This window comes from Paracoccaceae bacterium Fryx2 (assembly GCA_032334235.1).
In the GTDB taxonomy this organism is placed as follows: Bacteria; Pseudomonadota; Alphaproteobacteria; order Rhodobacterales; family Rhodobacteraceae; genus JAVSGI01.
The window spans coordinates 407,559-432,115 of the sequence record JAVSGI010000005.1; the positions used below are offsets into that span (position 1 = coordinate 407,559).

Genomic DNA, 24,557 nt, shown 5'->3' on the forward strand with positions numbered 1-24,557 from the left:
CCATGGCCGAAACTCCCCCCGTCTGCGATTTCGGCTGGAAGGCGCCGGGCTTCACCCTTGCGGGCACCGACGGCCGGACCTGGAGCCTGGATCAGGTCATGGGCCCCAGGGGCCTGCTGGTGATGTTCATCTGCAACCATTGCCCCTATGTGCAGGCGGTGCTGGACCGGATCGTGCGCGACGCGCGCGACCTGCAGGCGGCGGGCATCGGGGTGGCGGCGATATCGTCCAACGACATCGCGGCCTATCCGCAGGACGGCCCCGGCCCGCTGCGCGACCTTGCGCTGCTGCACGATTTCCCGTTCCCCTATCTTTACGACGAAAGCCAGCAGGTGGCGCGCGACTGGGGGGCGGCCTGCACGCCGGACTTCTTCGGCTTCAACGCGCAGGGTGATTTGCAATATCGCGGGCGGCTGGATGCCTCGGGGAAGGTGGCGGTGCCAGGGGCACGGCGCGAGCTGCTGGAGGCGATGCTGCAGGTGGCCGAAACCGGGCAGGGGCCGCGCGACCAGGTGGCCTCGATGGGCTGTTCGATCAAGTGGAAGGACGCCTGATGGCGGTGGTGATCTTCGATCTCGACGGCACGCTGATCGATTCGGCCCCCGACATCCATGCCGCCTCGAACCGGGTGCTGGCCGAAGAAGGCTTTGCCGCGCTGACCCTGCCGCAGGTGCGCAGTTTCATCGGCAAGGGCGTGCCGCATCTGGTGCAGCGCCTGCTGGAGGCTTCGGGCGAAGACCCGGCAGGGCCGCGCTACGCGCCGATGGTGGCAAGCTTCACGGCCGGGTATGAAGATGCGGTCGGGCTGACGCTGGTCTATCCCGGCGTGCGGCAGGCGCTGGCAGAGCTGGCGGGTGCGGGCCACCGGCTGGGAGTCTGCACCAACAAGCCGCTGGCGCCGACCCGGGCGGTGCTGCGCCATCTTGGGATGCTCGACAGCTTCGGGGCGGTGTTCGGCGGCGACAGTCTGGCACAGCGCAAGCCCGACCCGGCACCGCTGCACGCCACGCTTGCGGCCCTGGGGGGGGGGCCTGCGGTCTATGTCGGTGACAGCGAGGTCGATGCTGAAACTGCGGTGAACGCAAGGCTGCCTTTTGCGCTTTACACCGAGGGCTATCGCAAGACGCCGGTGGCGGACCTGCCGCATCAGGCGGCCTTCTCGCATTTCGACGACCTGCCCGCGATCGTGGCGCGGCTGCTGTAGCGGATCAGTTCCCGTCGCCGACCAGCACGAAGGGTGCCCAGGACGAAGGCTGGGCAAAGGCCGCATCCTGCATCAGCGCAAGCGTGGCCAGCCGCAGCGCCTGTGCCCGGCCGAGCCCCGGGTCGGCGGCCAGTCGGCTGACCGCGCCGACGGTCAGCACCGCCGCCGCGTCATCGCGCACCGGCCAGTGCGACACCAGCAACGACCGCGCTCCGGCATGAAGGAACCCGGCAGCAAGGCCGGAAAGCCCCTCGGCCCCCGGCGTGCCGTCGTCTGCGGCGGTGTTGCAGGCCGACAGGATCACCCAGCTGGCCGACAGCGTCAGTTGCGCCGCCTCGGAGGCGGTCAGCAGCCCGTCGTCGGTCGCGTCGGGTGCGCCGGGCGGGGTGAAGGCAAGCGCCGGTTCGGCCAGCCCGGTGATCTCGCCCGCCAGCAGGCCGTGGGTGGCGAAGGCCACCACCTCGGCCCCGGCCAGATCGGGCGCGGATTTCACCGCCCGTTCGGTGGCCCCCGCGCCAAGGTGCAGCGCCGTTTCGGGGGCATCCAGCGCCCGTGCCAGCCCCGACAGCTCGCGTCGGGTGCCGGGCAGGGGGGCCAGGCCGCGCAGGGCGGCCTCCATCGCCCGGCCGCCGGCGAAAAAGGCGCCCACGGCCGCCGGGGTGGTTTCGGTTCCCGCGAAGGCCGGGTCGCCGAAGCCCGCAAGGCGGCTGGCGTGGGCGGCGGCGGGCGGGCGGTCGCGCAGTGCGGCAAGGCTGCCGACGGTGGGCAGGGTGGTGGTGGCGTGCCGGGACAGCAGCCAACCGGTCGCCTGGAGCGCCGCCGGGTCGCTGTCGGACCCTTCGGGCGGGCGCGTCACCAGCACCTGCAGCGGCAGGCTCGACAGCGGTCCGTCGGCCACCACCAGCAGCCGGGCCTTGCCCGCCAGCTGACGATCCAGCGGGGCCAGAAGCCGGGTGAAAAGCATGTGGGCAGCGTTGCGGTCGAAGGCGGGGCTGCGGTGGAAGGCGGGGCCGCCGGGCGCGGGGTCCGGTGCCTCGGCGCTGCGGGCGGGGGCGTTGGGGTCAAGCCGGGCGCGCAGGGCCTGCACCGTTTCGGCCAGCGCCGCTTCGGGCAGGTCGGCGCGGGTCCAGCCGAAACCGCCTGCGGTGACGGCAAAGGCAAAGGTCGCGTCCTGCGTCGTCACGACCAGCAGCAGCGCCTCGTCGGGGGTCAGGCGCGCCTGCACCCCGGCCAGATCCAGCACGCCGGGGCTGACCAGATCGGCATAATTCGGGAACCGCCGGGCCAGATCGGCCTCGGTCGCGGCGATCTGCGCCAGCAGGGCATCGGCATCGGCCAGCGTCGCGGCCGCTTGTGCCTGTGCGCCGGGGCGCGACAGCAGTTCCAGATGGTCGCGGTCCTCGGCCGCCCATTGGTTCACCATATCCTGCTTGTGCCGGGCCAGCAGCGCAAGGTCATCCGATCCGGCGGCAAAGCGGGCCGACATGCGCTGGGTGGTGCGGGCGGCGCGGCTGGCCATCGCCCATTGTGCCGCCTGAAAGGCCGGGTCGATCAGGCCGGCCGGGTCCACCTCCCACGCCGCGGCGGTCACGGCCAGCACCTGGCGGCGCATGTCGGTTTCCTGCGCTGCGGCGATGGTCGCATCGGCGCCCAGCCTTTCGGCTTGCGCGGTGAAGTCCTCCAGCGCCGCCTGCGCCAGCGACAGGGCGGTGGCGGCGTCGCCCGCGCCAAGGGCCAGCCAGGCGGTGGTGAAACCGGCGCGCGCCGCCTCGGGGTGGCCGGGGGGCAGCAGCGCGGCAAGGGCGGCGCGGGACTCCAGCGCGCGGGGCAGGGCGGGCAGGCCCAGCGCGGCCTCGGCCAGGGCCAGACCAAGTGCCGCACGGGCGTGGCGCAGCCCGTCGCCCGCGGCGGCGGCAATCGCCACCGCGCGCCGCAGCGCGGCCGCCGCATTGCCCGCGTCGCCGGCCCGCAGCAGGGTCTCGCCCAGATCGGCAAAGCCGGCCCCGACCTGCGGATGGCCGGCGGGCAGGGCGGCCATCCGCAGGTCCAGTGCCAGCCGCTGCGCGGCAAGGGCGCCCTGCGGGTCATGCTGCCTGCGCAGCGCCAGCCCCAGCCCGTTCAGCACGTCGGCCCGCACCAGACCACCCGTCACCCCCGCCCCGGTCAGCATCGCATCGGCCTGCGTGAACAGCGCCGCCGCCTCGGACAGTCGGCCCTGTTGCAGCAGCATCGCGCCAAGCTTGCCCAGCCGTCGCGCCTGGTCCTGCGGGCCGACCCCCGGCCCCGGCGGCACCGAGGCCGCCCGCGACAGGGCCGTGCGATAGGCCGCCTCGGCATGGTCGGTCCGGCCGGCCCGCGACGACAGCCATCCCAGCGCGGTAAAGGTCGCCACGGCATCGGCATCGTTCATTTCGGACAGCATCGGTTCCAGTTGTCCGATCAGCCCCATCGCACCCGGCAGGTCGCCGGTCCGGGCCGTCAGCACCGCCAGCGCCGCGACATGCGGGATCAGCTGGCTGGGGTCGGCCCCGGGGTCGGCCAGCGTGCTTTCCACCGCCTGCGCCATCAGACTGCGCGCCTCGGCATGGCGTTCCAGATCGCACAGGATCAGCGCCAGCAGCGCCTGGCTGGCGGCGCGTGCCCGGGGTTCGTCGCGGCGCCGGATCAGTGCGGCGCGGGCCAGACTTTCGGCGCGCGGCAGGTTTCCGGCCTCTGTCAGGACCGCGGCAAGGTCGTGCTGGGTGGTGGCGATGGTCAGGGGATTACCCGGGAAGTCGCGCCATGCCGCCGCCATCGCGGCTGACAGCAGGGTTTCCGCCCCCGCCAGATCGCCGCTGCCCTGAAGCGCCTTGCCCTGTTGCGACAGGTCGCGCAGCGTCATGAAGGCGGTTTCCTGCGCTGCGGTCAATGGTTCCTGCGCCGCGGTCATCTCTGCCGCCGCCGGGTTTGCCAGCAATGCAAGCAGGAGTGCCGCGTGTTTCAGAGCCATCGCCTGCGCCCCCCTTCCCCTGCCGAGAGGATAGCCGCAGAGATGAGTCACGCAAGGGGCATGTGGTCCCGGCCCTGCCCGAACCAGGACGCGATCGCCCGGCAGGGCGCGCGCGCCGCGCAGCCTGCGAGCGCCGGACGGGGTGGCGGTGCGGGTCTGCCCGGTGTCGGCGGCGCAGCTTTTTATCGTTGTGCACGGCAGGGTTGTGCCGCCCGGCCCGGCTGTTCGGCCATTCCGGCAAAAAGCGACGGAAATGCAACAGACCGATTGCGGCAAGCCACCGGCGCGACTTAGTATCGGCGCCATGGCAGCACATGAATCTGTCACAAACGAAGAATACAGCAGAAGCTGTTGAACGGGGCCAAGAGGCCCAAGGGAGAATGAACATGACACTGAACAAGGCAACCGCAGCGGTTTCGATGGCCGTGCTGCTGGCCTCGACCGCGCTGGTGAATGCCCAGTCGCTTGCCGAACTTGAAGCCGCCGCCAAGGCGGAAGGCGCGCTGACCACCATTGCGCTGCCGCATGACTGGTGCGGCTATGGCGAGGTGATCGCGGGCTTCAAGGCGAAATATCCCGAAATCACCGTGAACGAGCTGAACCCCGACGCCGGGTCCGCCGACGAGCTGGAAGCCGTCCGCGCCAACAAGGACAACAAGGGCCCGCAGGCGCCCGACGTTCTGGACATCGGCCTTGCCTTCGGGCCGCAGGCGCAGGCCGAAGGGCTGCTGATGCCCTACAAGGTTTCCACCTGGGACGAGATTCCCGACAGCATCAAGGATGCCGACGGCCATTGGTACGGCGACTATTACGGCGTGATGTCCTTCATGGTGAACAAGGACATCATCACCAACACGCCCACCGACTGGGCCGACCTGCTCAAGCCGGAATATGCCAACTCTGTCGCGCTGGCCGGCGATCCGCGCGCCTCGAACCAGGCGATCCTTGGCGTTCTGGCGGCCGGCATGTCCACCGGCGCCGCTGCGGGCACCGCTGCGGGCGAGGCCGGGCTGAACTTCTTTGCCGAGATGAACAAGGCGGGCAACTTCGTGCCGGTCATCGGCAAGGCGGGCACGCTGGCGCAGGGTGCGACCCCGATCGTCGTGATGTGGGATTACAACGCGCTGGCCGCGCGTGACACGCTGGCCGGCAACCCGCCAATCGACGTTGTGGTGCCGGCGTCGGGCGTTCTGGCCGGGGTCTATGTGCAGGCGATCAGCGCCTACGCGCCGCATCCGAACGCGGCGAAGCTCTGGATGGAATACCTTTATTCGGATGAAGGTCAGCTTGGCTGGCTGAAAGGCTACTGCCACCCGGCGCGCTTCAACGCCATGTCCGCCGCGGGCAAGATTCCGCAGGACCTGCTCGATGCCCTGCCGCCGGCCGCCTCCTATGAAGCCGCCTACTTCCCGACGCTGGAAGAACAGGATGCCAACAAGGCCGCCGTCACCGGCGGCTGGGATGCCGTGGTCGGCGCCAACGTCCAGTAACGGCTGAACGGCCAAGTGCCCGCCCCGCGCGCCCTGCGCGGGGCGGACTTTCTGCATGGATACCGGGCAACTGCCCCCCGTCACAGGCCACCGGATGATCGAACCTTCCCCCGCTCGCGGCCGGGCCCGGCGTCAGCCGCCCTATTGGCTTGGCCTCGTGCCCTTCGGCCTGTTCACGCTACTGTTCCTGATCCTGCCGACGATGAAGATCGTGGTCGGTGCGTTCCAGACCCCGGGCGGCGGGTTCACGCTGGACAACCTGCGCGGCCTGAACGACCCCTCGATCCTGTCGTCCTACTGGACCTCGATCAAGCTGAGCCTTGTGACCGCCGCCATCGGCTGCGCGGTCGGCTTTTCGGTGGCCGCCGCCGTGATCCTTGGCGGGTTGCCGCGCTGGATCCGCGGGCCGCTCTTGACCTTTTCGGGAGTTGCGTCGAACTTCGCCGGCGTGCCGCTGGCCTTTGCCTTTCTGGCGACCATCGGCCCGGTCGGCCTTGTCACCGTGCTGCTTCGCACCGAGCTTGGCATCGACCTCCGCGCGATGGGCTTCAACCTGCTGTCGTTCAACGGGCTGGTGATCGTCTACCTGTTCTTCCAGATCCCGCTGATGATCCTGATCATCGCCCCGGCGCTGGACGGGCTGAAGCGCGAATGGCGCGAGGCGGCGAGCATCCTTGGCGCATCCGGCCTGCAATACTGGCGCATGGTGGCGCTGCCGATCCTGTTCCCGTCGCTGCTGGGCACCTTTGCGCTGCTGTTCGCCAATTCCTTCGGCGCCATTGCCACCGCATTCGCGCTGACCGGGCCGCAGCTGAACATCGTGCCGATCAAGCTCTTCGCGCAGATCAGGGGCGACGTGCTGGGCAACCCCAACCTCGGCTATGCGCTGGCCTTCGGGATGATCGTGATCACCGGCGTCGCCAACGGGCTTTACATCTGGTTGCGGGTGCGCAGCGAAAGGTGGCTGAAATGAAGCTCTTGTGGGCATGGGCCGCGCTGTTCGTCGGCCTGCTGTATTTCTTCCTGCCGCTGCTGGGCATGACCGAGTTCTCGCTGAAGATGCGGCGGGGCGAGTATTCCTTCGACGCCTATGCCAAGGTGCTGGCCGACCCGCGGTTTCAGGAAACCTTCAGTTATTCGGTGGTGATGGCGCTGTTCACCATCGTGTTCGGCGTGCTGCTGGTGGTGCCCACCGCCTACTGGGTGCGGCTGAAACTGCCGTGGGCGCGCCCCTATGTCGAGTTCATCACCCTGCTGCCGCTGGTCATTCCGGCGATCGTGATCGTGTTCGGCTACATCCGGCTTTACAACACCTCAAGCTGGCTGCCGCTGACCGGGACGGCGACGGGAACCAACATCCTGCTGATGTTCGGCTATGCCACGCTGGCCTTGCCCTACATGTACCGCGCCGTCGACACCGGGTTGCGCACCATCGACGTGGCCACCCTGACCGAGGCCGCGCAAAGCCTTGGCGCGGGCTGGGTGACGATTCTGGCGCGGGTGATCCTGCCCAACGTGCTGACGGCGGTGCTGTCGGGCGCGTTCCTGACCTTCGCCATCGTGATCGGCGAATTCACCCTTGCCGCCCTGCTCGACCGGCCGGCCTTCGGGCCCTACATGCAGATTCTGGGGGCCAACCGCGCCTATGAACCGGCCGCGCTGGCGGTGATAGCCTTCGGCATCACCTGGGCCTGCATGGGGCTGATCCAGCTGGTCAACCGGTTTTCGAAACACTCACGCGCTCAACGATGATCGGGGCACCTGCCGATGGCCTTTCTTGACATTTCGCATCTGGAGAAATCCTTCGGCCCGACCCGGGTGGTGAAGGATTTCAGCCTTGCCATCGAAAAGGGCGAGTTCGTCTCGCTGCTGGGGCCTTCGGGCTGCGGCAAGACCACGGTGCTGCGCATGGTGGCGGGGTTCGAGACGCCGTCGCAGGGGTCCATCCACATCGAGGGGCGCGACGTGGTGGGCCTGCGCCCGAACCAGCGCAAGATCGGCATGGTGTTTCAGGCCTATGCGCTGTTTCCCAACCTGACGGTGGCGCAGAACGTGGGCTTCGGGTTGAAGGTGGCGGGGGTGGCGCGCGCCGAATCCGACGCGCGCGTGGCGGAAATGCTGGGGCTGATAGGGCTTTCCGAGCTTGGCGCGCGCTACCCGTTCCAGCTTTCCGGCGGCCAGCAGCAGCGCGTGGCCCTCGCGCGCGCTCTGGCGGTCAAGCCGCGGGTGCTGCTGCTGGACGAGCCGCTGTCGGCGCTGGATGCCAAGATCCGCGTCAGCCTGCGGGCCGAGATCCGGGCGATCCAGCAGAAGCTGGGCATCACCACGATCTTCGTGACCCACGATCAGGAAGAGGCGCTGTCGATGTCGGACCGCATCGTGGTGATGAACGGCGGCATGGCCGAACAGGTCGGCGCGCCGTTCGAGATCTACAACCATCCGCGCACCCGCTTTGTCGCCTCGTTCGTCGGCACGCTGAACCAGATCGACGCCGAGGTGACGGCGCCCGCCACCGGCGAGCTGCGCATCGCGGGAGTCGCGGCCAGCCTTGGCCGCCCGATCCCTGCCGGGCGGGCTGCCCTTGCGCTGCGCCCCGAGGCGCTGCGGCTGGGCCGCGAGGAGGGGCGCGAGGTGGTGCTGGCAGGCACGATTGCCGAGGTCGCCTTCATGGGATCGGTGATCCGGGTGCGGGTCGATGTTGCAGGCAACCGGCTGTCGCTCGATCGCTTCAATCGCGCCGACGCGCCGCCGCCCGCCGTGGGCAGCGCCGCCGAGGTCAGCTTTTCGGCGCGCGACCTGATCCTGCTTGACGCCTGAGGCTGCCGGGGCTTGTGCTGCCGCCCCGCACGGGGCAATTCTGGCACAGGGCTCTTGGGAGGGGGAACGCGATGCGGATCGGATATGTCTGCCAGACCGACCGGGGGGCGACCGACCGCCTGCTGTCGGAGGTGGCCGCGCTGCTGAAGGCGGAAGGCGTGGTGCTGGCCGGGGCGGTGCAGGTCAATTCGGGCTGCGCCGACGAACCGCGCTGCGACATGGATCTGGTGGTGCTGCCCGACGGCCCGGTGATCCGCATCAGCCAGTATCTCGGGGCCGACTCGCAGGGGTGCCGGCTGGACGCGGGCGCGCTGGAACAGGCGGTGGGGCTGGCGATGGCGCGCCTGACCGGGGCCGGGCTGCTGGTGGTCAACAAGTTCGGCAAGCACGAATCCGAAGGGCGCGGCTTTCGCGACCTGATCGCCGGGGCGCTGGGGCAGGGCATTCCGGTTCTGGTCGGGGTAAATCCCCGCAGCCTTGCTGCGTTCCGGGCCTTTGCGGGCGACCTGGCCGAACCGCTGCTTGCCGAGCCCGAGGCGCTGTGCCTGTGGTGCCGGGCGGCGCAGGGCGAGATGGCAGCGGGATGATGGACAATCCCGCCCCGCTCATCGTGATCCTGACCGTTTCCGACCGCGCCAGCCGGGGCGAATACGAGGACAGGGGCGGCCCGGCCGCAGAGGACTGGCTGCGCCGGGTGATCGCTTCGCCGGTCAGGATCCGCCGCGAGATCGTGCCCGACGGGCGCGAGGGGGTGGCGGCGGCGTTCCGCGCCTGGGCCGATACCGAGGGGGCGGCGTTGATCCTTGCCACCGGCGGCACCGGCCCCGCGCCGCGCGACCAGACACCCGAGGGCATGGCCGATGTGATCAACATGGAGCTGCCGGGGTTCGGCGAGCTGATGCGGTCGGTCAGCCTGCGCGAGGTGCCGACCGCGATCCTGTCGCGGCAGGGGGCGGGGGTGCGCGGGCAGACGCTGATCATCACGCTGCCCGGCAAGCCTTCGGCGATTGCCACCTGTCTGGATGCGGTGTTCCCGGCGGTGCCCTATTGCCTTGACCTGATCGGGGCGGGGCGGATCGAGACTGACCCGGACCAGTGCAAGGCGTTCCGGCCGAAGGCGTGAATGCGGAGGCGGCGGTGCCTCCGGCGGGGATATTTGGGCAAAGATGAATGGGGTCAGGCCGTTGCGCGGGTGAGGGCAGCGGCGATCAGGGCGGGGACGCCCGCATGTTCGCCGATGGCGGGCAGCAGCCTGCCGGTGAAACCCGCCTCTGCCAGTGCCTCCGGCACGTCGTCCGACACATGGCCCGCACGGAGCGCGAAGAACGGCAGGCACAGGGCGGGGCCGGAGAGGCGGGCGACATCGGCAAGGAGCGGCGCTTCCTCGATGAAACCCGCCGTCACGGCGCGAAAGCGGCCCTGCGCGGCAAGACCTGCCACCACCATTTGCGTGATTACGGCCGAGGCGCGCGACACCTGGCTGCCATGCGCCGCGATCAGCAGCGTGGTGGCGGCCGGGTCGTCGCAGGCGGCCAGCGCGGCTTGCAGCATCAGGCCGGGCAGGGCGGCGTCGCTGCCGAAGGCGGGCAGTTGCCGCGCTTCTGCCGCCCCGGCTGCGGCGAGGCGGCGGGGCAGGGTGGTGCGGGTGAAAAAGCCCTCCGCCATGAAGAACGGGTAGATCAGCGCGCCCGGAAGTTCGGCCGCCGCCGCCTCAAGCGCGCCCGGCGCGGCGAGGGTGGCGCCCTGCACCTGCCAGCCCGGCAGATACGCCGAAACGGCGCGGGCAAGCGCCTGAAGCGCCGCCTCCTGCGGGGCGGGGTCGGCGGGCGCGCCATGCGCCACGATCAGGGCGCGCGTCATGACGGGCGGTCGCTAAGGTATGGGGTCACGGGGGGCGTCCTTGTGGTGCGGCTTTCAACTAGGGCCCTTCCCGGAAATGTCATGCGTCAGCGCCCGCTATCATCGGGCACCAGCGCAATCTGAACCCCCGCCGCCGCCAGCAGGGCGGCAATGTCGGCGGGGGGGGCGGCATCGGTCACCAGCCGGTGAAACGCCGAAGGTGCCGCGACCCGGATCGGGGCGGCGCGGCCGAACTTGGTGGCATCGGCGGCGACAATCGCCTGATCGGCCTGTTCGATGATGGCGCGGGAAAACTCGGCCTCGCGCAGGTCGTGCAGCAGGAAGCCCGCGCGGGCATCGACCGCCGCCGCCGACAGCACCGCGTGCTGCACCCGGAACTGGCGCACGAAGGCCAGCGCCTCGGCCCCGAAGGCGCCGCCGTCGTGGCTGCGCAATTCGCCCCCCGCCATGAACACCCGGTTGGCATTGCGGCTGGCCAGTGCCTGCGCCACCGCCAGCGAATTGGTCACCACCAGCAGCTCGCGGTGCTGGCGCAGCGCCTGTGCGACATAGGCCGTGGTCGAGCCGACATCGAGGAACAGCGACGCCCCGTCAGCGATCATCGCCGCCAGATGCGCAGCAATCCGGCGCTTGGCGGCGGGGTTCTGCACGAAACGCTGGGCAAAGGTCGGCTCCGGCCCCCAGTCGCGCAGGTGCACCCCGCCGTGGACCTTGGTCACCAGCCCCTCGCCCTCCAGCCGCTTGATGGCGCGGCGGATGGTTTCCTCGGTCACGCCGAGATGCCGCGCCAGATCGAGGATTCGCCCCGACCCCGCCGCCTGCAGGATGTCGAGGATTTCGCGCTCGCGCTGACTGCTTGACATTTGGGCGGCTCCGGAACGCGGAATGTGGGGAAGCGGTGTTGGAATGGACAAGCAATGCAGCGGAATGGACTGTATTCCAACATCCGCCCAAATCAAAGCCACAAAAACCCACAAAGCGTTTGACAGGTTCTACCCCCGCCTGCACGATCGTCCGACAGATCGGTCGCAAAAGGACCGGCGCAGCCCTGCCTGCCGGACGGGGTGCCAACGGGAAAGGACTGCCACGATGATTCAGATGAAACCCACGCTGACGGTTGCCGCAGGCGTGCTTGCCCTTGGGGCCGGCATGGCGCTGGCCGAGGTGGAAAGCAACGACCCGATCAAGCTGACGCTGCACGACTGGACCGGCCAGCTCCTGACCACCAACATCATGGCCGCCGTGCTGGAAGAGGCGGGCTATACGGTCGAGCTAGTGCAGGCCGACTATCTGGCGCAGTTCGCCGGGCTGAAGACCGGCGATCTGGATGTGGCGATGGAAATCTGGGAAACCACCGGCCGCGAGGCGATGGACGAGGCGGTGGCGACCGGCAACGTCGTCAACCTCGGCCCCACCGGCATGATGGCGATCGAGGAGTGGTGGTATCCGCTCTACATGAAGGAAAAATGCCCCGGCCTGCCCGACTGGCAGGCGCTGAACGCCTGCGCCGAAGCCTTCGCCACGCCCGAGACCGCGCCGAAGGGCCGCTATCTGGGCGGGCCGGTCACCTGGGGCGGGTTTGACGAGGAACGGGTGGCGGGGCTGGGTCTGAATTTCGAGGTGATCCACGCGGGCACCGACGCCGCGATGTTTGCCGAGCTTGAATCGGCCTATCAGCGGCAAGACCCGATCCTGCTCTGGGTCTATGCGCCTCACTGGGCGCCGCAGAAATACGAGGGCGGGTGGGTCCAGTTCCCCGCCTATGCCCCTGAATGCTACACCGATCCGGCCTGGGGCGGAAACCCGGCTGCGACGCATGACTGCGGCAAGCCGACCGGGCCGATCTGGAAAGTCGCCTGGTCGGGCGTGGCGCAGAAATGGCCGGGTGCTGCCAGGGCGATCGAGGCTTTCACAGTGGACAATGACGCCATGGGCGCGATGATCGCCAAGGTCGATCTGGACGGCGTGGCGATGGATGATGTCGTGGATGAGTGGATGACGGCGAACGAGGCCACATGGAAGGCCTGGATCGGCAAGTGATCCACCCTGGGCGGGCCGCATCCCCTCGGCCCGCCCGTTTGACCGCCCTTCGACCTGGAAGAAATGATGCCTGACCGCCCCGTCAAGCTAGCCTGTCGGCATGTCTGGAAGCTTTACGGCCCCCACCCCGACCGGCTGATTGCCGGCGGGTCGGTGCCTTCGCTGGACGCGATCCGGGCCTCGGGCCATGTCGGCGCGGTTCGCGATGCCAGCCTTGACGTGCGCGCGGGCGAGATATTCGTGATCATGGGACTGTCGGGGTCGGGCAAGTCGACGCTGGTGCGCTGCCTGTCGCGGCTGGTCGAACCCACGGCGGGCGAGATCCTGTTCAACGGGCAGGACCTGCTGAAGGCAAGTGCGCGCGAGATGATCGAGATCCGCCGTCACCGCATGGGCATGGTGTTCCAGCATTTTGCGCTGCTGCCGCATCTGACGGTGCTGCAGAACGTGGCCTTTCCGCTCGAGGTGCAGGGGGTGCCCCGCGCCGTGCGCGAGGCCCGCGCCCGCGAGGTCACGGCGCTGGTCGGATTGCAGGGCCGCGAGGACTATTTCCCCCGCCAGCTTTCGGGCGGCCAGCAGCAGCGCGTCGGCATTGCCCGCAGCCTGGCGGTGGAGCCGGAACTGTGGTTTCTCGATGAACCCTTCTCGGCGCTGGACCCGCTGATCCGGCGCGAGATGCAGGATGAATTCCTGCGCATCCAGACCGCGTTGCAGAAGACCATCGTCTTCATCACGCATGATTTCGACGAGGCGATCCGGCTGGCGGACCGCATTGCCATCATGAAAGACGGCGCATTGGTGCAGATCGCCACGCCCGAGGAGCTGGTGCTGAATCCGGCCGACGACTATGTGGCCGCCTTCACCGCCCATGTCGCCCGCGCCAAGGTGGTGACGCTGGGGCGGATCATGACGCCGGGGGCGGCGCCCGAGGTGGCAGGCGCCTTGCCCGCGACGGCCCGCGTCGAAGCGGTCGCAGACCGGATCGAGGCCGCGGGCCTGCCCCATGCCGTGCTTGACGAGGCAGGTCAAGTGATCGGCCATGTCGGCGCGCGGGCGGTGATCGACGTGCTGCTGGGGCGGGTGCGATGACGCGGCGCTCCGGCCTCTGGCTGGGGTTGCTGGCGTTCAGCCTTGCGCTGGCGGCGCTGTCGGCGCGGCTGCCGGGCTGGGCGCTGCTGCCGCCAGAGGCGTTGCAGGTCGATCTGGCGGGGGCGCTGAGTGCCGGGATGACCTGGCTGGTGGAACGCGCCACCTTCGGACTCTTCACCGTGAAGGAAGCGACACGCGCCTTTGCCGCGATGCTGGAGGCGCCATATGACGCCGCCCGAATCCTGCTCGTCGACGGCATCACCGAAGGCCGGGGGCGGCGGGCGGAAACCATCGTGCCGCCGCTGTCGTGGATAGCGGTCACGGCGGCTGCGGTGGCGCTGGGCATCCATGCCCGCAGTCTGGCGTTGGGGCTGGGGGTCGGGGCGCTGTTCCTTTACCTCGCGGTGTTCGGGCAATGGGCAAGTGCCATGGTCACGCTGGCCTCGATCGCCATCGCGGTGCCGATCGGGGTGGCGGGCGGATTGTGCCTTGGCATCATGGCCTGGGCGTGGCGGCCCTTCGACCGGCTGCTGTCGCCGGTGCTCGACCTGATGCAGACGGTGCCGACCTTCGCCTATCTGGTGCCGATCCTGTTTCTCTACGGCTTCGGCCCGGTGGCGGCGCTGATCGCCACGGTGATCTATGCCATGCCGCCGATGGTTCGCATCACCACGCTGGCCTTGCGCGCGATTCCGGCCGAGATCGTCGAATTTTCCGTGATGGTCGGCTGCACGCCGCTGCAACGCCTGCGCCGGGTGCTGCTGCCCGCCGCGCTGCCCGACCTGATGGTGGGGGTCAATCAGGTGATCATGCTGAGCCTGAACATGGTGATCATCGCCTCGATGATCGGTGCGGGCGGGCTGGGGTTCGACGTGCTGAACGCGCTGCGCCGGCTCGACATCGGCGCGGGCGTCGAGGCGGGGCTGGCGATCACCGCCCTTGCCGTGGCGCTGGACCGGCTGAGCCAGGCATTGGCCGAACGCAGCGGGTTGCGTTCCGTGGTGCGGGGCAACCTGTTGCAGCGGCACCCCAAGACCGTGGCGGTGCTGGCGGTGATCGTGCTGACCGGCCTTGCGGGGCTGGTCTGGCCCTGGGTGCAGACCTACCCGCAGGCGGCCGAGCTTTCGACCAGGGCGTTCTGGTCCGATCTGGTGAGGCACATCAACGTCAACTACTTCGACCAGCTTGAGGCGGTGAAGACCTTCCTGCTGGTCAACCTGCTGTTGCCGGTGAAACGCTTCCTGCTGGCGCTGCCCTGGGTCTGGGTGGTCGGGCTGGTTGTGCTGGCGGGGTGGCAGCTGGGGCGGGCAAGGCTGGCGCTACTGTGCCTGTGCCTGTCGCTGTTCATCGTGACCACCGGGCTCTGGGAACAGGCGATGACCACGCTCTACCTTTGCGGCGTCTCGGTGGTGATCGCCACGCTGATCGGGCTTCCGCTGGGCGTGCTGGCGGCAAGCAATGCCACGGCGGGGCGGGTGATCGGCGGCTTCATCGACACGCTGCAAACCCTGCCGAGCTTCGTCTACCTGATCCCGGTCGTGATGCTGTTCCGGGTCGGCGACTTTTCCGCGATGATCGCTGTGGTGCTCTACGCGCTGGCCCCGGCGGTGCGCTATGTCGCCCACGGGTTGCGCAGCCTGCCGCCCGAACTGGCCGAGGCCGGGGTGGTCTGCGGCTGCACCCGCTGGCAGGTGCTGACCCGCATCCGCCTGCCGATGGCGCTGCCCGACATCCTGCTGGGCCTGAACCAGACCATCCTGCTGGCGTTGTCGATGCTGGTGATCACCGCGCTGGTCGGCACCCGCGACCTGGGGCAGGAGGTCTACATCGCCCTGACCCGCGCCGACACAGGGGCGGGCTTTGTCGCCGGGGTCTCGGTCGCGGCCATTGCCATCATTGCCGACCGGCTGATCGCCGCCGGGGCGGCGCGCGCGAAGGCCCGGCTGGGGCTGGAGGGGGCCACATGACACCGATGCAACGCCTGCTGTCGCTGCCGGTCTGGCAGGGCGAGGTGCGGGCCGAACCCTTGGGCGGCGGCATCACCAACCTGAACTATCTGGTGCAGGACGACGCGCGCCGCGCCGTGGTGCGGATCGGGGATGACATTCCGGTGCACCAGATCATGCGCTTCAACGAACTGGCCGCCAGCCGGGCGGCCCATGCTGCCGGGGTCTCGCCCGCCGTGCTGCATCACGAACCCGGCGCGCTGGTGATCGACTTCGTCGAGGGCCGCACCCTGACCGCCGCAGACCTTTGTCAGGATGCGATGCTTGATCAGGCGCTGGCGCTGATTGTCCGGGCACACCGCGAGATTCCGCGCCACCTGCGCGGCCCGGCGCTGATGTTCTGGGTGTTCCACGTCATCCGCGACTATGCCGCCACGCTGCGCGACGGGGCCAGCCCGCATCTGGCCCTGCTGCCCGACATGCTGGCAGAGGCCGACCGGCTGGAGGCGGCGGTGGGGCCGATCGACCTTGTGTTCGGCCACAACGACCTTTTGCCCGCCAACTTCCTGCACGACGGCGCGCGGCTCTGGCTGATCGACTGGGATTATGCCGGCTTCAACTCGCCGCTGTTCGATCTGGGCGGGCTCGCGGCCAACAACGGGCTGTCCCCGGCGCAGGAGGTGCGGATGCTGGAGACCTATTTCGACCGGCCCTGCGACGCGGGCCTGATGCACCGTTACCGCGCGATGAAGGCCGCAAGCGCGCTGCGCGAAACCTGCTGGTCGATGGTTTCGGAACTGCATTCCGACCTCGATTTCGATTTTTCCACCTACACCCAGACCAACCTCGCCACCTTCCGCGCGGCGCTGGACGGGTTTGAACAAGGCTGAGGATACCATGGCTGACCTTCCCACCACCGCACGAGCCGTCATCATCGGCGGCGGCATCATCGGCTGTTCGACCGCCTATCACATGGGCAAGCTCGGCTGGACCGACACCGTCCTGCTGGAGCGGAAAAAGCTGACCAGCGGCACCACCTTCCATGCGGCGGGGCTGGTGGGGCAGTTAAGAACCTCTGCCAACATCACGCAATTGCTGGGCTATTCCGTTGAGCTCTACAACCGGCTGGCGCAGGAAACCGGCATCGAGACGGGGTGGAAGATGAACGGCGGCCTGCGCCTTGCCTGCAACGCCGAACGCTGGACGGAAGTGAAGCGCCAGGCCACCACCGCCCATTCCTTCGGGCTGGAGATGCACCTGCTGTCACCCCGCGAGGCCCAAGGTCTGTGGCCGCTGATGACCATCGACGATCTGGTGGGGGCGGCGTTCCTGCCCACCGATGGGCAGGCCAACCCGTCCGACATCACCCAGTCGCTGGCCAAGGGCGCGCGGATGGCGGGGGTGAAGATCTTCGAGGATACGCCGGTGATCCGGATCATCGTCGAGAACGGCCGGATTCGCGGCGTCGAGACGCCATCCGGCACCATCGAATGCGAAAAGGTGATCTGCTGCGCCGGACAATGGACGCGGGTGCTGGCGGGGTCGGTCGGGGTCAACGTGCCGCTGGTCTCGGTCGAGCATCAGTACATGATCACCGAGCGGATTCCGGGTGTGACCCCCAACCTCCCCACCCTGCGCGACCCGGACCGGCTGACCTACTGGAAAGAGGATGTCGGCGGGCTGGTGATGGGCGGGTATGAACCCAACCCGGTGGCCTGGGCGACCGGCGGCATCCCCGAAGGCTTCCACCATGAACTGCTGACCTCGAACTTCGACCATTTCGAGCAGTTCATGGATCTGGCGATCGGCCGGGTGCCCGCGCTGGAAACCGCCGGGATCAGGCAGTTGATCAACGGGCCGGAAAGCTTCACCCCCGACGGCAATTTCATCCTGGGCGAGGCGCCGGAGCTGCGCAACTTCTTCGTCGGCGCCGGGTTCAACGCCTTCGGCATCGCGTCGGGCGGCGGGGCGGGCATGGCGCTGGCGGAATGGGCGGCGACGGGGGCGGCACCGTTCGACCTCTGGCCGGTCGATATCCGCCGGTTCGGCCGGGTCCACCAGTCAACCGACTGGGTCCGCACCCGCACGCTGGAGGCTTACGGCAAGCATTACACGATCGCCTGGCCGTCCGAAGAACACAGCTCCGTCCGCCCCACCCGCCGATCACCGCTTTACGCGCATCTGGCAGCACAGGGGGCCTGCTTTGGCGAGAAGCTGGGCTGGGAACGCCCGAACTGGTTCGCCGATACCGCCCGCGGCGAGGTGGCGCGCGACCGCTACAGCTATCAGCGCCCCGGCTGGTGGGACGCGGTGCGGCGCGAACATCAGGCGGCGCGCGAGGCGGCGGTGCTGATCGACCAGACTTCGTTCGCCAAGTTCTGCCTGAAGGGCCCCGATGCCGCCGCCGCCCTGAACCGGATCGCCCAAGTTCGACAGCTGCGGGGCGGTTTTTGGTAGTTTTGGAATCGTCAGGATAGGGAAATCAAGTGGTTAGCTCGCCTCCAAGATGCCTTTTGCAACGTATCTGTAGTTACACGCCATAGCGATAAATCCCCTTTATCTTCAGCGGTTTGTCCTCTATTATGCATTCCATGTTTACGCGCGTCACAGAGTCCGGCGGTCGCCGCTACCTGCAGATTGTCGAGTCGTTCCGCAACGATGCGGGCAAGTCGCGGCTGCGCGTCGTGGCCAATCTCGGTCGGCTGGATGCGTTCAAACCGGGACAGCTCGATGCCCTCATCAACGGGCTGAACCGTGCAGCCGGGCGCGCTGAAAATACGGCGTCGGATGTCATCTACGATGCCTCCCTCGGCTACGGCGACGTCTTCGCCCTTCACGAGCTTTGGAAGGATCTCGGCTTTGATCGCGCCCTGCAGCGCGCCCTGCGATCCGGGCGCAGGGAGATCGACGCTGAGGCCCTGATCCGCGCCATGGTGTTCAATCGGCTCTGCGCCCCGGACAGCAAGCTCGGGTGCCTGCGCTGGCTCGAAACCGTGGCAATGCCCGCGATGCCACAGGGCGTCACCCACCAGCATCTGCTGCGTGCCATGGATGCGCTGATGGACCATGCCGAGACTGTCGAGGGCGCGCTCGCCCGTCAGATCAGGCCCCTCGTGGATCATGATCTGGCCATTGTCTTCTATGATCTGACCACCGTGCGCATCCACGGGGAGGGGAGGGGAGGGTCGACGACGATCTGCGCGCCTTTGGCATGAACAAGGAAACCGGCGGCATCGCCCGCCAGTTCGTCCTCGGCGTCGTGCAGACCGCCGAGGGCCTGCCTCTGATGCATACGGTCCACCCCGGCAATGTGGCTGAAACCAAGACGTTGCAGGCCATGCTCAAAACCGTGCTGCAGCGTTTCCCCATCCAGCGTATCATCTTGGTGGCGGACCGTGGCCTGCTGAGCCTCGACAACATCGGTGAGCTCACCGCCATGGCCGATCATGGCGGCCGCAAGCTCGAGTTCATCTTGGCCGTGCCGGCCCGCCGCTATGGGGAACTCGTCGAGACCTTCCGTGGGTTGGCTTTCGTGGAGGGTCTTGCCGAGGCTGCCTTTGCTGGCCACCGGCTCATCGTGGCTCACGATCCCGACCGGGCAGCGCTGCAATCGGCCAAGCGGCGGGAGCGGATAGCGGAGCTGGAAACCATGGCCGACAAGCTGGTGACACGGCTGGATGCACAGGACGCCGGCGAGACCGCCCGCGGTCGCCGCGCCTCCGACCGGGGCGCCTACAGCCGCTTCACCCGCGCCGTGGCAGAGGCCGAGCTGACCCGCTTCATCAAGGCCGACTATACCGCAGACCGCTTCAGCTGGGCCGTGGACGAGGATGCCATCACCCAGGCAGAGCTCTTCGATGGCAAGCTGGCGCTTCTGACCAACGCTCCCGACCTCACGCCCGCGGAGGCCGTCACCCGCTATAAGAGCCTGGCCGATATCGAACGCGGCTTCCGCGTCCTGAAATCCGATATCGAGATCGCGCCGGTTCATCATCGCCTGCCAGACCGCATCCGCGCCCATGCCTTGATCTGCTTTCTCGCCCTCGTGCTCTACCGCGTCATGCGCATGCGCCTGAAGGCCAAGGGACACGCCGCCAGCCCTCGCACGGCGCTCGACCTGCTGGCTCGCATCCACAGGCATCAAGCCCGTATCGCGGAAAAAACGTTCCAAGGAACCACCACGCCAACCCCGGCGCAACTCGAGCTTTTTGATGCCCTGAGCCTGCCAAAACCCGCCCGATAGGGCCCCGTAGTTACATTTTTGGCTATTACGCCATAATAATATCAATCACTTACGCGTTTAACTGTCGAACTTGGGGGATCGCGGCCGGCAATGTCGATCGTGCGGTGGGCAGCCTGACCTATACCCAGATGCTGAACGACAAGGGCGGGATCGAGGCCGACCTGACGGTGGCCCGCGTGGCCGAGGACGAGTTCTACATCGTCACCGGCACCGGCTTTGCCACCCATGATTTCGACTGGATCGCCCGCAACCTGGCCCAGGACGCCCGCGCCAGCCTGACCGATGTCACGTCCGCGTCGGCCGTGCTGTCGCTGATGGGGCCCGAGGCGCGCGACATCCTGGCCCGCGTCTGCCCCGACGATCTCGGCAACGCGGGCTTCCCCTTCGGCACCGCCCGCCACATCAGCGTCGCCCGTTGCCCGGTGCTGGCGCTGCGGGTGACTTACGTCGGGGAACTGGGGTGGGAACTGCACATGCCCGCCGATGTGGCGGTGACGGTCTATGAGGCGTTGATGGCCGCGGGCCGTGACCTGGGGCTGGTGAATGCGGGCTACCGCGCGCTGGAAACGCTGCGGCTGGAAAAGGGCTACCGCGCCTGGGGCTCGGACATCGGGCCGGACCACACGCCGGTCGAGGCGGGGCTGGCCTGGGCCTGCAAGATGAAATCCGGCATCCCCTTCATGGGGCGCGAGGCGGTGGCGGCCCAGCTGGCGGGCGGGGTGAAGAAGCGGCTGGCGGGGTTTACCGTCGATGACCCCGCGGTGATCCTGCTCGGCCGCGAAACCGTCACCCGCAACGGCGAGCGGGTCGGCTGGCTGTCGACGGGCGGGTTCGGCCACACGATCGGCAAGCCGATCGGCTATGGCTACGTCCGCCATCCCGGCGGGGTGACCGAGGATTTCCTGACCTCGGGGAGCTATGAGCTGGAAGTGGCGTCGGAACGGGTTCCGGCGCGGCTGCATCTGGCGCCGCTTTACGATCCGGGCAATGCGCGGGTCAGGGGGTGAACCGGCGGGGGCCTGCACGGGCGGGACGGGCGGAGCCTCCGGCGGGGATATTTGGGCAAAGATGAAACGGGAAGGGCTGGAGCCGGAGGCTCCGCCGCCGCCGCCGGGGGGGCGACGGAGGAGCCTCCGGCGGGGGTATTTGGGCCAATGAGAAGCGCGAGGGGTGAGGCGGCCGGGCGGGGACGCCGGTAGCGGCCTGGTCAGGCCGAGTACGACCCGTTCTGATGCCAGCGCCAGGCGTCGGCGATCATCATGGCCATGGTGGAGCGGTGCGGTTTCCAGCCAAGTTCGGCCACCGCGCGCGCGCTGCCCGACACCAGCGCCACCGCATCGCCTGCCCGCCGCCCGCCCTCGACCACCGGAACCGGGCGGTTGGTCACGCTGCGCGACGCCTCGATCACCTCGCGCACCGAAAAGCCGGTGCCGGTGCCAAGGCAGAACACCCGCGGTCCCTTGCCCGCCTGCAGCCACTTCAGCCCCAGCACATGCGCCTCGGCCAGATCCATCACATGCACGTAGTCGCGGATGCAGGTGCCGTCGCGGGTCGGGTAGTCGCTGCCGAACACCGTCAGCGCCGGGCGCTTGCCGTCGATCGCATCCAGCATCAGCGGAATCAGGTGGGTTTCGGGTCGGTGATGCTCGCCCACCTCGCCCTCGGGGTCGGCACCCGCCACGTTGAAATAGCGGAAGATCACCGGGCGCAGGCCGTCGGACGCGGCGAAATCGGCCAGGATGTTCTCCACCGCGCGCTTCGATCCGCCATAGGCGTTGATCGGGGTCTGGGCCGTGTCTTCATCCAGCACCACGCCGTCCTGATCGCCGTAGGTGGCGCAGGTCGAGGAGAACACGAAATCAAGGCACCCGGCCGCCACCGCCGCCTCGATCAGCCTCAGGCTGCCCAGCACGTTGTGCCGCCAGTAGCGCCCCGGTTCCTTCATCGCCTCTCCGACCTGGCTGAGGGCGGCGAAGTGCATCACCGCCACCGGCTGCCAGCGGTCAAAAACCGCGTCCAGCCGGGCGCGGTCGTCAAGTTCGCCCTGTTCCAGCGGGCCGAACTTCACCGCATCGCGCCAGCCGGTGATCAGGCTGTCATAGGTGACCGGCAGGAAGCCCGCCGCCTTGAGCACCTTGCACGCGTGCGACCCGATGTAGCCTGCGCCGCCGGTGACCAGAACCGCTGGAGCCGGTGTCATTCCGCCGCCTTCTGCTGGGCTGTCAGTCCTTCGAGGAACTGCGCGAACTCGGCGTGCAGTTCCGGCCGCGCCAGCCCGAAGGCCACCGTCGCCTGCAGGAATCCGGCCTTCGAGCCGCAGTCGTAGCGCTGGCCGCGGAAGCGGAAGCCGTAAACCGGCTGCCCGTCGGCAATCTCGGCCGCGATGGCGTCGGTCAGCTGGATCTCGCCGCCCGCGCCCGCCTTCATCCGGTTGAGGTTCTGCATCACCCGCGGCGTCAGGATGTAGCGCCCGATCACCGCGAGGTTGGAGGGCGCGTCCTCGGCTTTCGGTTTTTCGACCATGCCGCGCGCCACCATGATGCTGCCGCGGTCCTCGGACACGTCGAGCACGCCGTAGGACGACACCCGGTTCATCGGCACTTCCATCGCCGCGACCATGCAGCCGCCGGTATCCTTGTAGGCTTCGACCATCTGCTGCAGGCAGGGCTTGTCGGACGCGATGACATCATCGGTCAGGATCACGGCATAGGGTTCGTTTGCGATCAGGCGGCGGGCGCACCACACGGCATGGCCAAGGCCCAGCGCCTGATGCTGGCGGATGTAGGCGATGGCGCCGCTTTCCATGTTGGTGTCGCGCAGCACGTCCAGCAACTGGGTCTTGCCGCTTCGGCGCAGCGAGGCTTCCAGTTCCGGCGCGTGGTCGAAGTAGTCTTCCAGCGCCCCCTTGCCGCGCGAGGTGACGAAGATGAATTCCTTGATCCCGGCGGCGCGCGCCTCGTCGATCGCATACTGGATCAGCGGCCGATCGACGAGCGTCATGATTTCCTTGGGAATCGACTTTGTGGCCGGCAGGAAGCGGGTTCCAAGACCCGCGACGGGGAAAATGGCTTTGGTGACCTTGCGTTTCATCGTCAATATCCTTGTTGCCCGGCGTCGGCCCGCCCGGCCAATGCCTGCATGACCGCAATATACCGGATAGGGCCAGAGGATGAAGATGAATTGCGCGCGCACGCAAGCATTTTGCTGCGCTGCGTCATGAAAGGGCGCCGGATTCGCCCCGATGCGCCGGAACCGGCCGATCCTTTGCGGTGCCCGGCCCGGTGGTCGCCCCCCGCGCCGACCCGCGCCGGGGCACATGGCGGGCAGGACCGTCTCGGCCGTCATGCAGAAATCCGCGATCGCCGACAACATCTTCGAAGGCTTTGCCGTGACCGGCCTTGCGCCCTGCACTCTCGGCAGCCGGCACTCGAAGCCGCCGGACCCTGGCCCGCCCCGGAGGCCACGGTCCGCCGTCGGTGCAGGCGATGGGAGGCAAGGGCGTGGTGGCCACACCTGCGGGCCGGCTGCTGCTGCGGGCGGTGCAGCGCGACGTGCAGGCCCCCGAGTTGCTGCCCGCGGGCGGCGAGGCGCAGGGCAACCGGCCGGTGCTGCTGGGTCGCGGCTGCACGCAGGTGCAACTCGACCGGTCCTGGCGGCTGTTCGGGAAGGCGGGCCGGGCATCGGCGGCCGCTGGGCTCTGGCCCGACGCCCTTCCGCGCCTTGCGCTTTCACTTTGGCCCAAATATCCCCGCCGGAGGCACCCGCCGCATCCGCCGGCGCCGCCCCGGGTCGTCGCTCTCCCGCCCCGCGGCGGTATCGTGGCGTGCGTCGCCCCGGCGCCGAAAACAAGAAGCCCGCAGGATCAGCCGTTTGCGCGACGCCTGTGCCCCCTGGGCGAGAATGCGAAGCATTGGCATTTGATTTCAACAGCTTGATCGTGCCGCCGGAACTCTGCTATGCGGTGCGGACCTGTGCGGGGGGCCAGCGCAAATGTCGAGGACCATGAAGCTTGCCGTCGGCAGCCTGATCATCGGTTTCATCGTGCTGGGGCTGAAGGCGCTGGCGTGGTGGATGACCGGCTCGATCGCGCTGCTGTCGGATGCGATGGAAAGCACGGTCAACGTCGCCACCGCCGTGGCCGCGCTGATCGCGATCCGCATCGCGGCGCTGCCTGCCGATGCCAACCACCCCTACGGCCACCACAAGGCGGAACTGTTCAGCGCGATCTTCGAGGGCGTGATGATCACCATCGCGGCGCTGCTGATCTTTCACGAAGCCTACAAGGGCATCATGGAACCCAAGGTGCTGGTTGCGCCGCTGGAGGGGCTGCTGGTCAACGGGCTGGCCAGCGTGGTCAACGGCGTCTGGTGCTGGATGCTGATCACGCAAGGCAGGCGGTTCCGGTCGCCCGCGCTGGTGGCGGATGGCAAGCATCTGCTGTCGGATGTGGTGTCGTCGGTCGGGGTGACCCTTGGCGTGCTGCTGGCGATCGTCACCGGCTGGGCGCTGCTCGACCCGATCATGGCGGCGCTGGTGGCGGTGAACATCCTTTGGTCGGGCTGGAAGGTGATGAAAGAGTCGCTAAGCACGCTGCTTGACGAATCCGTGCCGGAAGAAACGCTGAAGAAGGTACGCGAGGTGATTGCCCGGGAAGCGCTCGGCGCTGTCGAGGCGCATGACCTGAGAACCCGCCATGCCGGGCGCGCGACCTTCATCGAGTTTCATCTGGTGATGCCGGGGGCCGCCACGGTGGTCGAGGCGCATGACCTCTGCGACCGGGTCGAGGCGGCGCTGAAGCTGCTGATCGCGGATTGCGTCGTGACGATCCATGTCGAGCCGGAACACAAGGCCAAGCACGAGGGCATCGTGGTGCTGTAGG

Annotated in this window: 21 protein-coding genes and 1 pseudogene; 17 read left to right on the forward strand and 5 right to left on the reverse strand. The window is 68.4% G+C overall.

Annotated elements, in window-relative coordinates; genetic code table 11:
* Positions 1 to 2 precede the first annotated feature (2 nt).
* Together RNZ50_11225 and gph are read left to right on the forward strand one after the other, a co-directional pair.
* A complete protein-coding gene (locus RNZ50_11225; protein ID MDT8855574.1) occupies positions 3 to 554 on the forward strand; it encodes a thioredoxin family protein in 552 nt (183 codons plus the stop codon).
* Complete coding sequence (gene gph, locus RNZ50_11230; GenBank protein MDT8855575.1) at positions 554 to 1,204, forward strand: phosphoglycolate phosphatase; 651 nt, start codon at positions 554 to 556, stop codon at positions 1,202 to 1,204. Before RNZ50_11225 ends, gph begins: the two co-directional genes overlap by 1 nt.
* Before the next feature lie 4 nt (positions 1,205 to 1,208).
* On the opposite strand, the gene RNZ50_11235 is transcribed toward gph, so the two are convergent.
* The gene (locus RNZ50_11235; protein ID MDT8855576.1) at positions 1,209 to 4,193 is read right to left on the reverse strand and encodes a CHAT domain-containing tetratricopeptide repeat protein; all 2,985 of its coding nucleotides are present in this window, start codon (positions 4,191 to 4,193) and stop codon (positions 1,209 to 1,211) included.
* 386 nt (positions 4,194 to 4,579) lie between these two features.
* Here RNZ50_11235 and RNZ50_11240 point away from each other — a divergent pair, with 386 nt between their 5' ends.
* From RNZ50_11240 to mog, 6 genes are all read left to right on the forward strand, one after another.
* A complete protein-coding gene (locus RNZ50_11240; GenBank protein ID MDT8855577.1) occupies positions 4,580 to 5,683 on the forward strand; it encodes an ABC transporter substrate-binding protein in 1,104 nt (367 codons plus the stop codon).
* 94 nt (positions 5,684 to 5,777) lie between these two features.
* Positions 5,778 to 6,656, forward strand: coding sequence for an ABC transporter permease subunit (locus RNZ50_11245; protein ID MDT8855578.1), 879 nt, complete (start codon positions 5,778 to 5,780; stop codon positions 6,654 to 6,656).
* Positions 6,653 to 7,435, forward strand: coding sequence for an ABC transporter permease (locus RNZ50_11250; GenBank protein ID MDT8855579.1), 783 nt, complete (start codon positions 6,653 to 6,655; stop codon positions 7,433 to 7,435). The genes RNZ50_11245 and RNZ50_11250 overlap by 4 nt, the downstream gene beginning before the upstream one ends.
* A gap of 15 nt (positions 7,436 to 7,450) precedes the next feature.
* Positions 7,451 to 8,500 carry an ABC transporter ATP-binding protein gene (locus RNZ50_11255; GenBank protein MDT8855580.1) on the forward strand — a complete coding sequence of 350 codons (1,050 nt, stop codon included), beginning with the start codon at positions 7,451 to 7,453 and terminating at the stop codon, positions 8,498 to 8,500.
* A 71-nt stretch (positions 8,501 to 8,571) separates the two neighbouring features.
* Positions 8,572 to 9,087, forward strand: a complete 516-nt coding sequence (locus RNZ50_11260; GenBank protein MDT8855581.1) for a DUF2478 domain-containing protein — start codon at positions 8,572 to 8,574, stop codon at positions 9,085 to 9,087.
* Positions 9,084 to 9,623 carry a molybdopterin adenylyltransferase gene (gene mog / locus RNZ50_11265; GenBank protein ID MDT8855582.1) on the forward strand — a complete coding sequence of 180 codons (540 nt, stop codon included), beginning with the start codon at positions 9,084 to 9,086 and terminating at the stop codon, positions 9,621 to 9,623. The genes RNZ50_11260 and mog overlap by 4 nt, the downstream gene beginning before the upstream one ends.
* Before the next feature lie 53 nt (positions 9,624 to 9,676).
* On the opposite strand, the gene RNZ50_11270 is transcribed toward mog, so the two are convergent.
* A complete protein-coding gene (locus RNZ50_11270) occupies positions 9,677 to 10,360 on the reverse strand; it encodes a CbiX/SirB N-terminal domain-containing protein (protein MDT8855583.1) in 684 nt (227 codons plus the stop codon).
* Positions 10,361 to 10,446: 86 nt separating this feature from the next.
* The gene (locus RNZ50_11275; protein ID MDT8855584.1) at positions 10,447 to 11,223 is read right to left on the reverse strand and encodes a DeoR/GlpR family DNA-binding transcription regulator; all 777 of its coding nucleotides are present in this window, start codon (positions 11,221 to 11,223) and stop codon (positions 10,447 to 10,449) included.
* Between the two features lie 226 nt (positions 11,224 to 11,449).
* Between RNZ50_11275 and RNZ50_11280 the strand changes: the two genes are divergently transcribed.
* From RNZ50_11280 to RNZ50_11310, 7 genes and pseudogenes are all read left to right on the forward strand, one after another.
* Positions 11,450 to 12,400, forward strand: coding sequence for an ABC transporter substrate-binding protein (locus RNZ50_11280; protein ID MDT8855585.1), 951 nt, complete (start codon positions 11,450 to 11,452; stop codon positions 12,398 to 12,400).
* A 66-nt stretch (positions 12,401 to 12,466) separates the two neighbouring features.
* Positions 12,467 to 13,489: a betaine/proline/choline family ABC transporter ATP-binding protein gene (locus RNZ50_11285; protein MDT8855586.1), complete on the forward strand. Its 1,023-nt coding sequence runs from the start codon at positions 12,467 to 12,469 to the stop codon at positions 13,487 to 13,489.
* Positions 13,486 to 15,456 (forward strand): ABC transporter permease subunit, encoded by a 1,971-nt coding sequence (locus RNZ50_11290; GenBank protein ID MDT8855587.1) that lies wholly within the window; start codon positions 13,486 to 13,488, stop codon positions 15,454 to 15,456. Before RNZ50_11285 ends, RNZ50_11290 begins: the two co-directional genes overlap by 4 nt.
* A complete protein-coding gene (locus RNZ50_11295) occupies positions 15,453 to 16,325 on the forward strand; it encodes a phosphotransferase (GenBank protein ID MDT8855588.1) in 873 nt (290 codons plus the stop codon). Before RNZ50_11290 ends, RNZ50_11295 begins: the two co-directional genes overlap by 4 nt.
* Before the next feature lie 7 nt (positions 16,326 to 16,332).
* Complete coding sequence (locus tag RNZ50_11300) at positions 16,333 to 17,892, forward strand: FAD-dependent oxidoreductase (GenBank protein MDT8855589.1); 1,560 nt, start codon at positions 16,333 to 16,335, stop codon at positions 17,890 to 17,892.
* 113 nt (positions 17,893 to 18,005) lie between these two features.
* Positions 18,006 to 19,678, forward strand: a pseudogene (locus RNZ50_11305) (IS1634 family transposase).
* 77 nt (positions 19,679 to 19,755) lie between these two features.
* Positions 19,756 to 20,685 carry an aminomethyltransferase family protein gene (locus tag RNZ50_11310; GenBank protein ID MDT8855590.1) on the forward strand — a complete coding sequence of 310 codons (930 nt, stop codon included), beginning with the start codon at positions 19,756 to 19,758 and terminating at the stop codon, positions 20,683 to 20,685.
* A 200-nt stretch (positions 20,686 to 20,885) separates the two neighbouring features.
* Here the strand turns inward: RNZ50_11310 and galE are convergent, their stop codons facing one another.
* Together galE and galU are read right to left on the reverse strand one after the other, a co-directional pair.
* On the reverse strand, positions 20,886 to 21,878 hold the full coding sequence (gene galE / locus RNZ50_11315; GenBank protein ID MDT8855591.1) for a UDP-glucose 4-epimerase GalE: 993 nt from the start codon (positions 21,876 to 21,878) through the stop codon (positions 20,886 to 20,888).
* Positions 21,875 to 22,768 carry a UTP--glucose-1-phosphate uridylyltransferase GalU gene (gene galU / locus RNZ50_11320; protein ID MDT8855592.1) on the reverse strand — a complete coding sequence of 298 codons (894 nt, stop codon included), beginning with the start codon at positions 22,766 to 22,768 and terminating at the stop codon, positions 21,875 to 21,877. Before galU ends, galE begins: the two co-directional genes overlap by 4 nt.
* A 395-nt stretch (positions 22,769 to 23,163) precedes the next feature.
* Between galU and RNZ50_11325 the strand changes: the two genes are divergently transcribed.
* Positions 23,164 to 23,613: a hypothetical protein gene (locus RNZ50_11325; GenBank protein ID MDT8855593.1), complete on the forward strand. Its 450-nt coding sequence runs from the start codon at positions 23,164 to 23,166 to the stop codon at positions 23,611 to 23,613.
* Positions 23,614 to 23,668: 55 nt separating this feature from the next.
* Positions 23,669 to 24,556 (forward strand): cation diffusion facilitator family transporter, encoded by an 888-nt coding sequence (locus RNZ50_11330; protein ID MDT8855594.1) that lies wholly within the window; start codon positions 23,669 to 23,671, stop codon positions 24,554 to 24,556.
* Position 24,557 lies beyond the last annotated feature (1 nt).

What these genes read in the sequence shown, in the direction of transcription:
- RNZ50_11225 (MDT8855574.1), top strand. Translation starts at nt 3, where the DNA reads ATGGCCGAAACTCCCCCCGTCTGCGATTTCGGCTGGAAGGCGCCGGGC.
- gph (MDT8855575.1), top strand. Translation starts at nt 554, where the DNA reads ATGGCGGTGGTGATCTTCGATCTCGACGGCACGCTGATCGATTCGGCC.
- RNZ50_11235 (MDT8855576.1), bottom strand. Translation starts at nt 4,193, where the DNA reads ATGGCTCTGAAACACGCGGCACTCCTGCTTGCATTGCTGGCAAACCCG.
- RNZ50_11240 (MDT8855577.1), top strand. Translation starts at nt 4,580, where the DNA reads ATGACACTGAACAAGGCAACCGCAGCGGTTTCGATGGCCGTGCTGCTG.
- RNZ50_11245 (MDT8855578.1), top strand. Translation starts at nt 5,778, where the DNA reads ATGATCGAACCTTCCCCCGCTCGCGGCCGGGCCCGGCGTCAGCCGCCC.
- RNZ50_11250 (MDT8855579.1), top strand. Translation starts at nt 6,653, where the DNA reads ATGAAGCTCTTGTGGGCATGGGCCGCGCTGTTCGTCGGCCTGCTGTAT.
- RNZ50_11255 (MDT8855580.1), top strand. Translation starts at nt 7,451, where the DNA reads ATGGCCTTTCTTGACATTTCGCATCTGGAGAAATCCTTCGGCCCGACC.
- RNZ50_11260 (MDT8855581.1), top strand. Translation starts at nt 8,572, where the DNA reads ATGCGGATCGGATATGTCTGCCAGACCGACCGGGGGGCGACCGACCGC.
- mog (MDT8855582.1), top strand. Translation starts at nt 9,084, where the DNA reads ATGATGGACAATCCCGCCCCGCTCATCGTGATCCTGACCGTTTCCGAC.
- RNZ50_11270 (MDT8855583.1), bottom strand. Translation starts at nt 10,360, where the DNA reads ATGACGCGCGCCCTGATCGTGGCGCATGGCGCGCCCGCCGACCCCGCC.
- RNZ50_11275 (MDT8855584.1), bottom strand. Translation starts at nt 11,223, where the DNA reads ATGTCAAGCAGTCAGCGCGAGCGCGAAATCCTCGACATCCTGCAGGCG.
- RNZ50_11280 (MDT8855585.1), top strand. Translation starts at nt 11,450, where the DNA reads ATGATTCAGATGAAACCCACGCTGACGGTTGCCGCAGGCGTGCTTGCC.
- RNZ50_11285 (MDT8855586.1), top strand. Translation starts at nt 12,467, where the DNA reads ATGCCTGACCGCCCCGTCAAGCTAGCCTGTCGGCATGTCTGGAAGCTT.
- RNZ50_11290 (MDT8855587.1), top strand. Translation starts at nt 13,486, where the DNA reads ATGACGCGGCGCTCCGGCCTCTGGCTGGGGTTGCTGGCGTTCAGCCTT.
- RNZ50_11295 (MDT8855588.1), top strand. Translation starts at nt 15,453, where the DNA reads ATGACACCGATGCAACGCCTGCTGTCGCTGCCGGTCTGGCAGGGCGAG.
- RNZ50_11300 (MDT8855589.1), top strand. Translation starts at nt 16,333, where the DNA reads ATGGCTGACCTTCCCACCACCGCACGAGCCGTCATCATCGGCGGCGGC.
- galE (MDT8855591.1), bottom strand. Translation starts at nt 21,878, where the DNA reads ATGACACCGGCTCCAGCGGTTCTGGTCACCGGCGGCGCAGGCTACATC.
- galU (MDT8855592.1), bottom strand. Translation starts at nt 22,768, where the DNA reads ATGAAACGCAAGGTCACCAAAGCCATTTTCCCCGTCGCGGGTCTTGGA.
- RNZ50_11325 (MDT8855593.1), top strand. Translation starts at nt 23,164, where the DNA reads ATGGGAGGCAAGGGCGTGGTGGCCACACCTGCGGGCCGGCTGCTGCTG.
- RNZ50_11330 (MDT8855594.1), top strand. Translation starts at nt 23,669, where the DNA reads ATGTCGAGGACCATGAAGCTTGCCGTCGGCAGCCTGATCATCGGTTTC.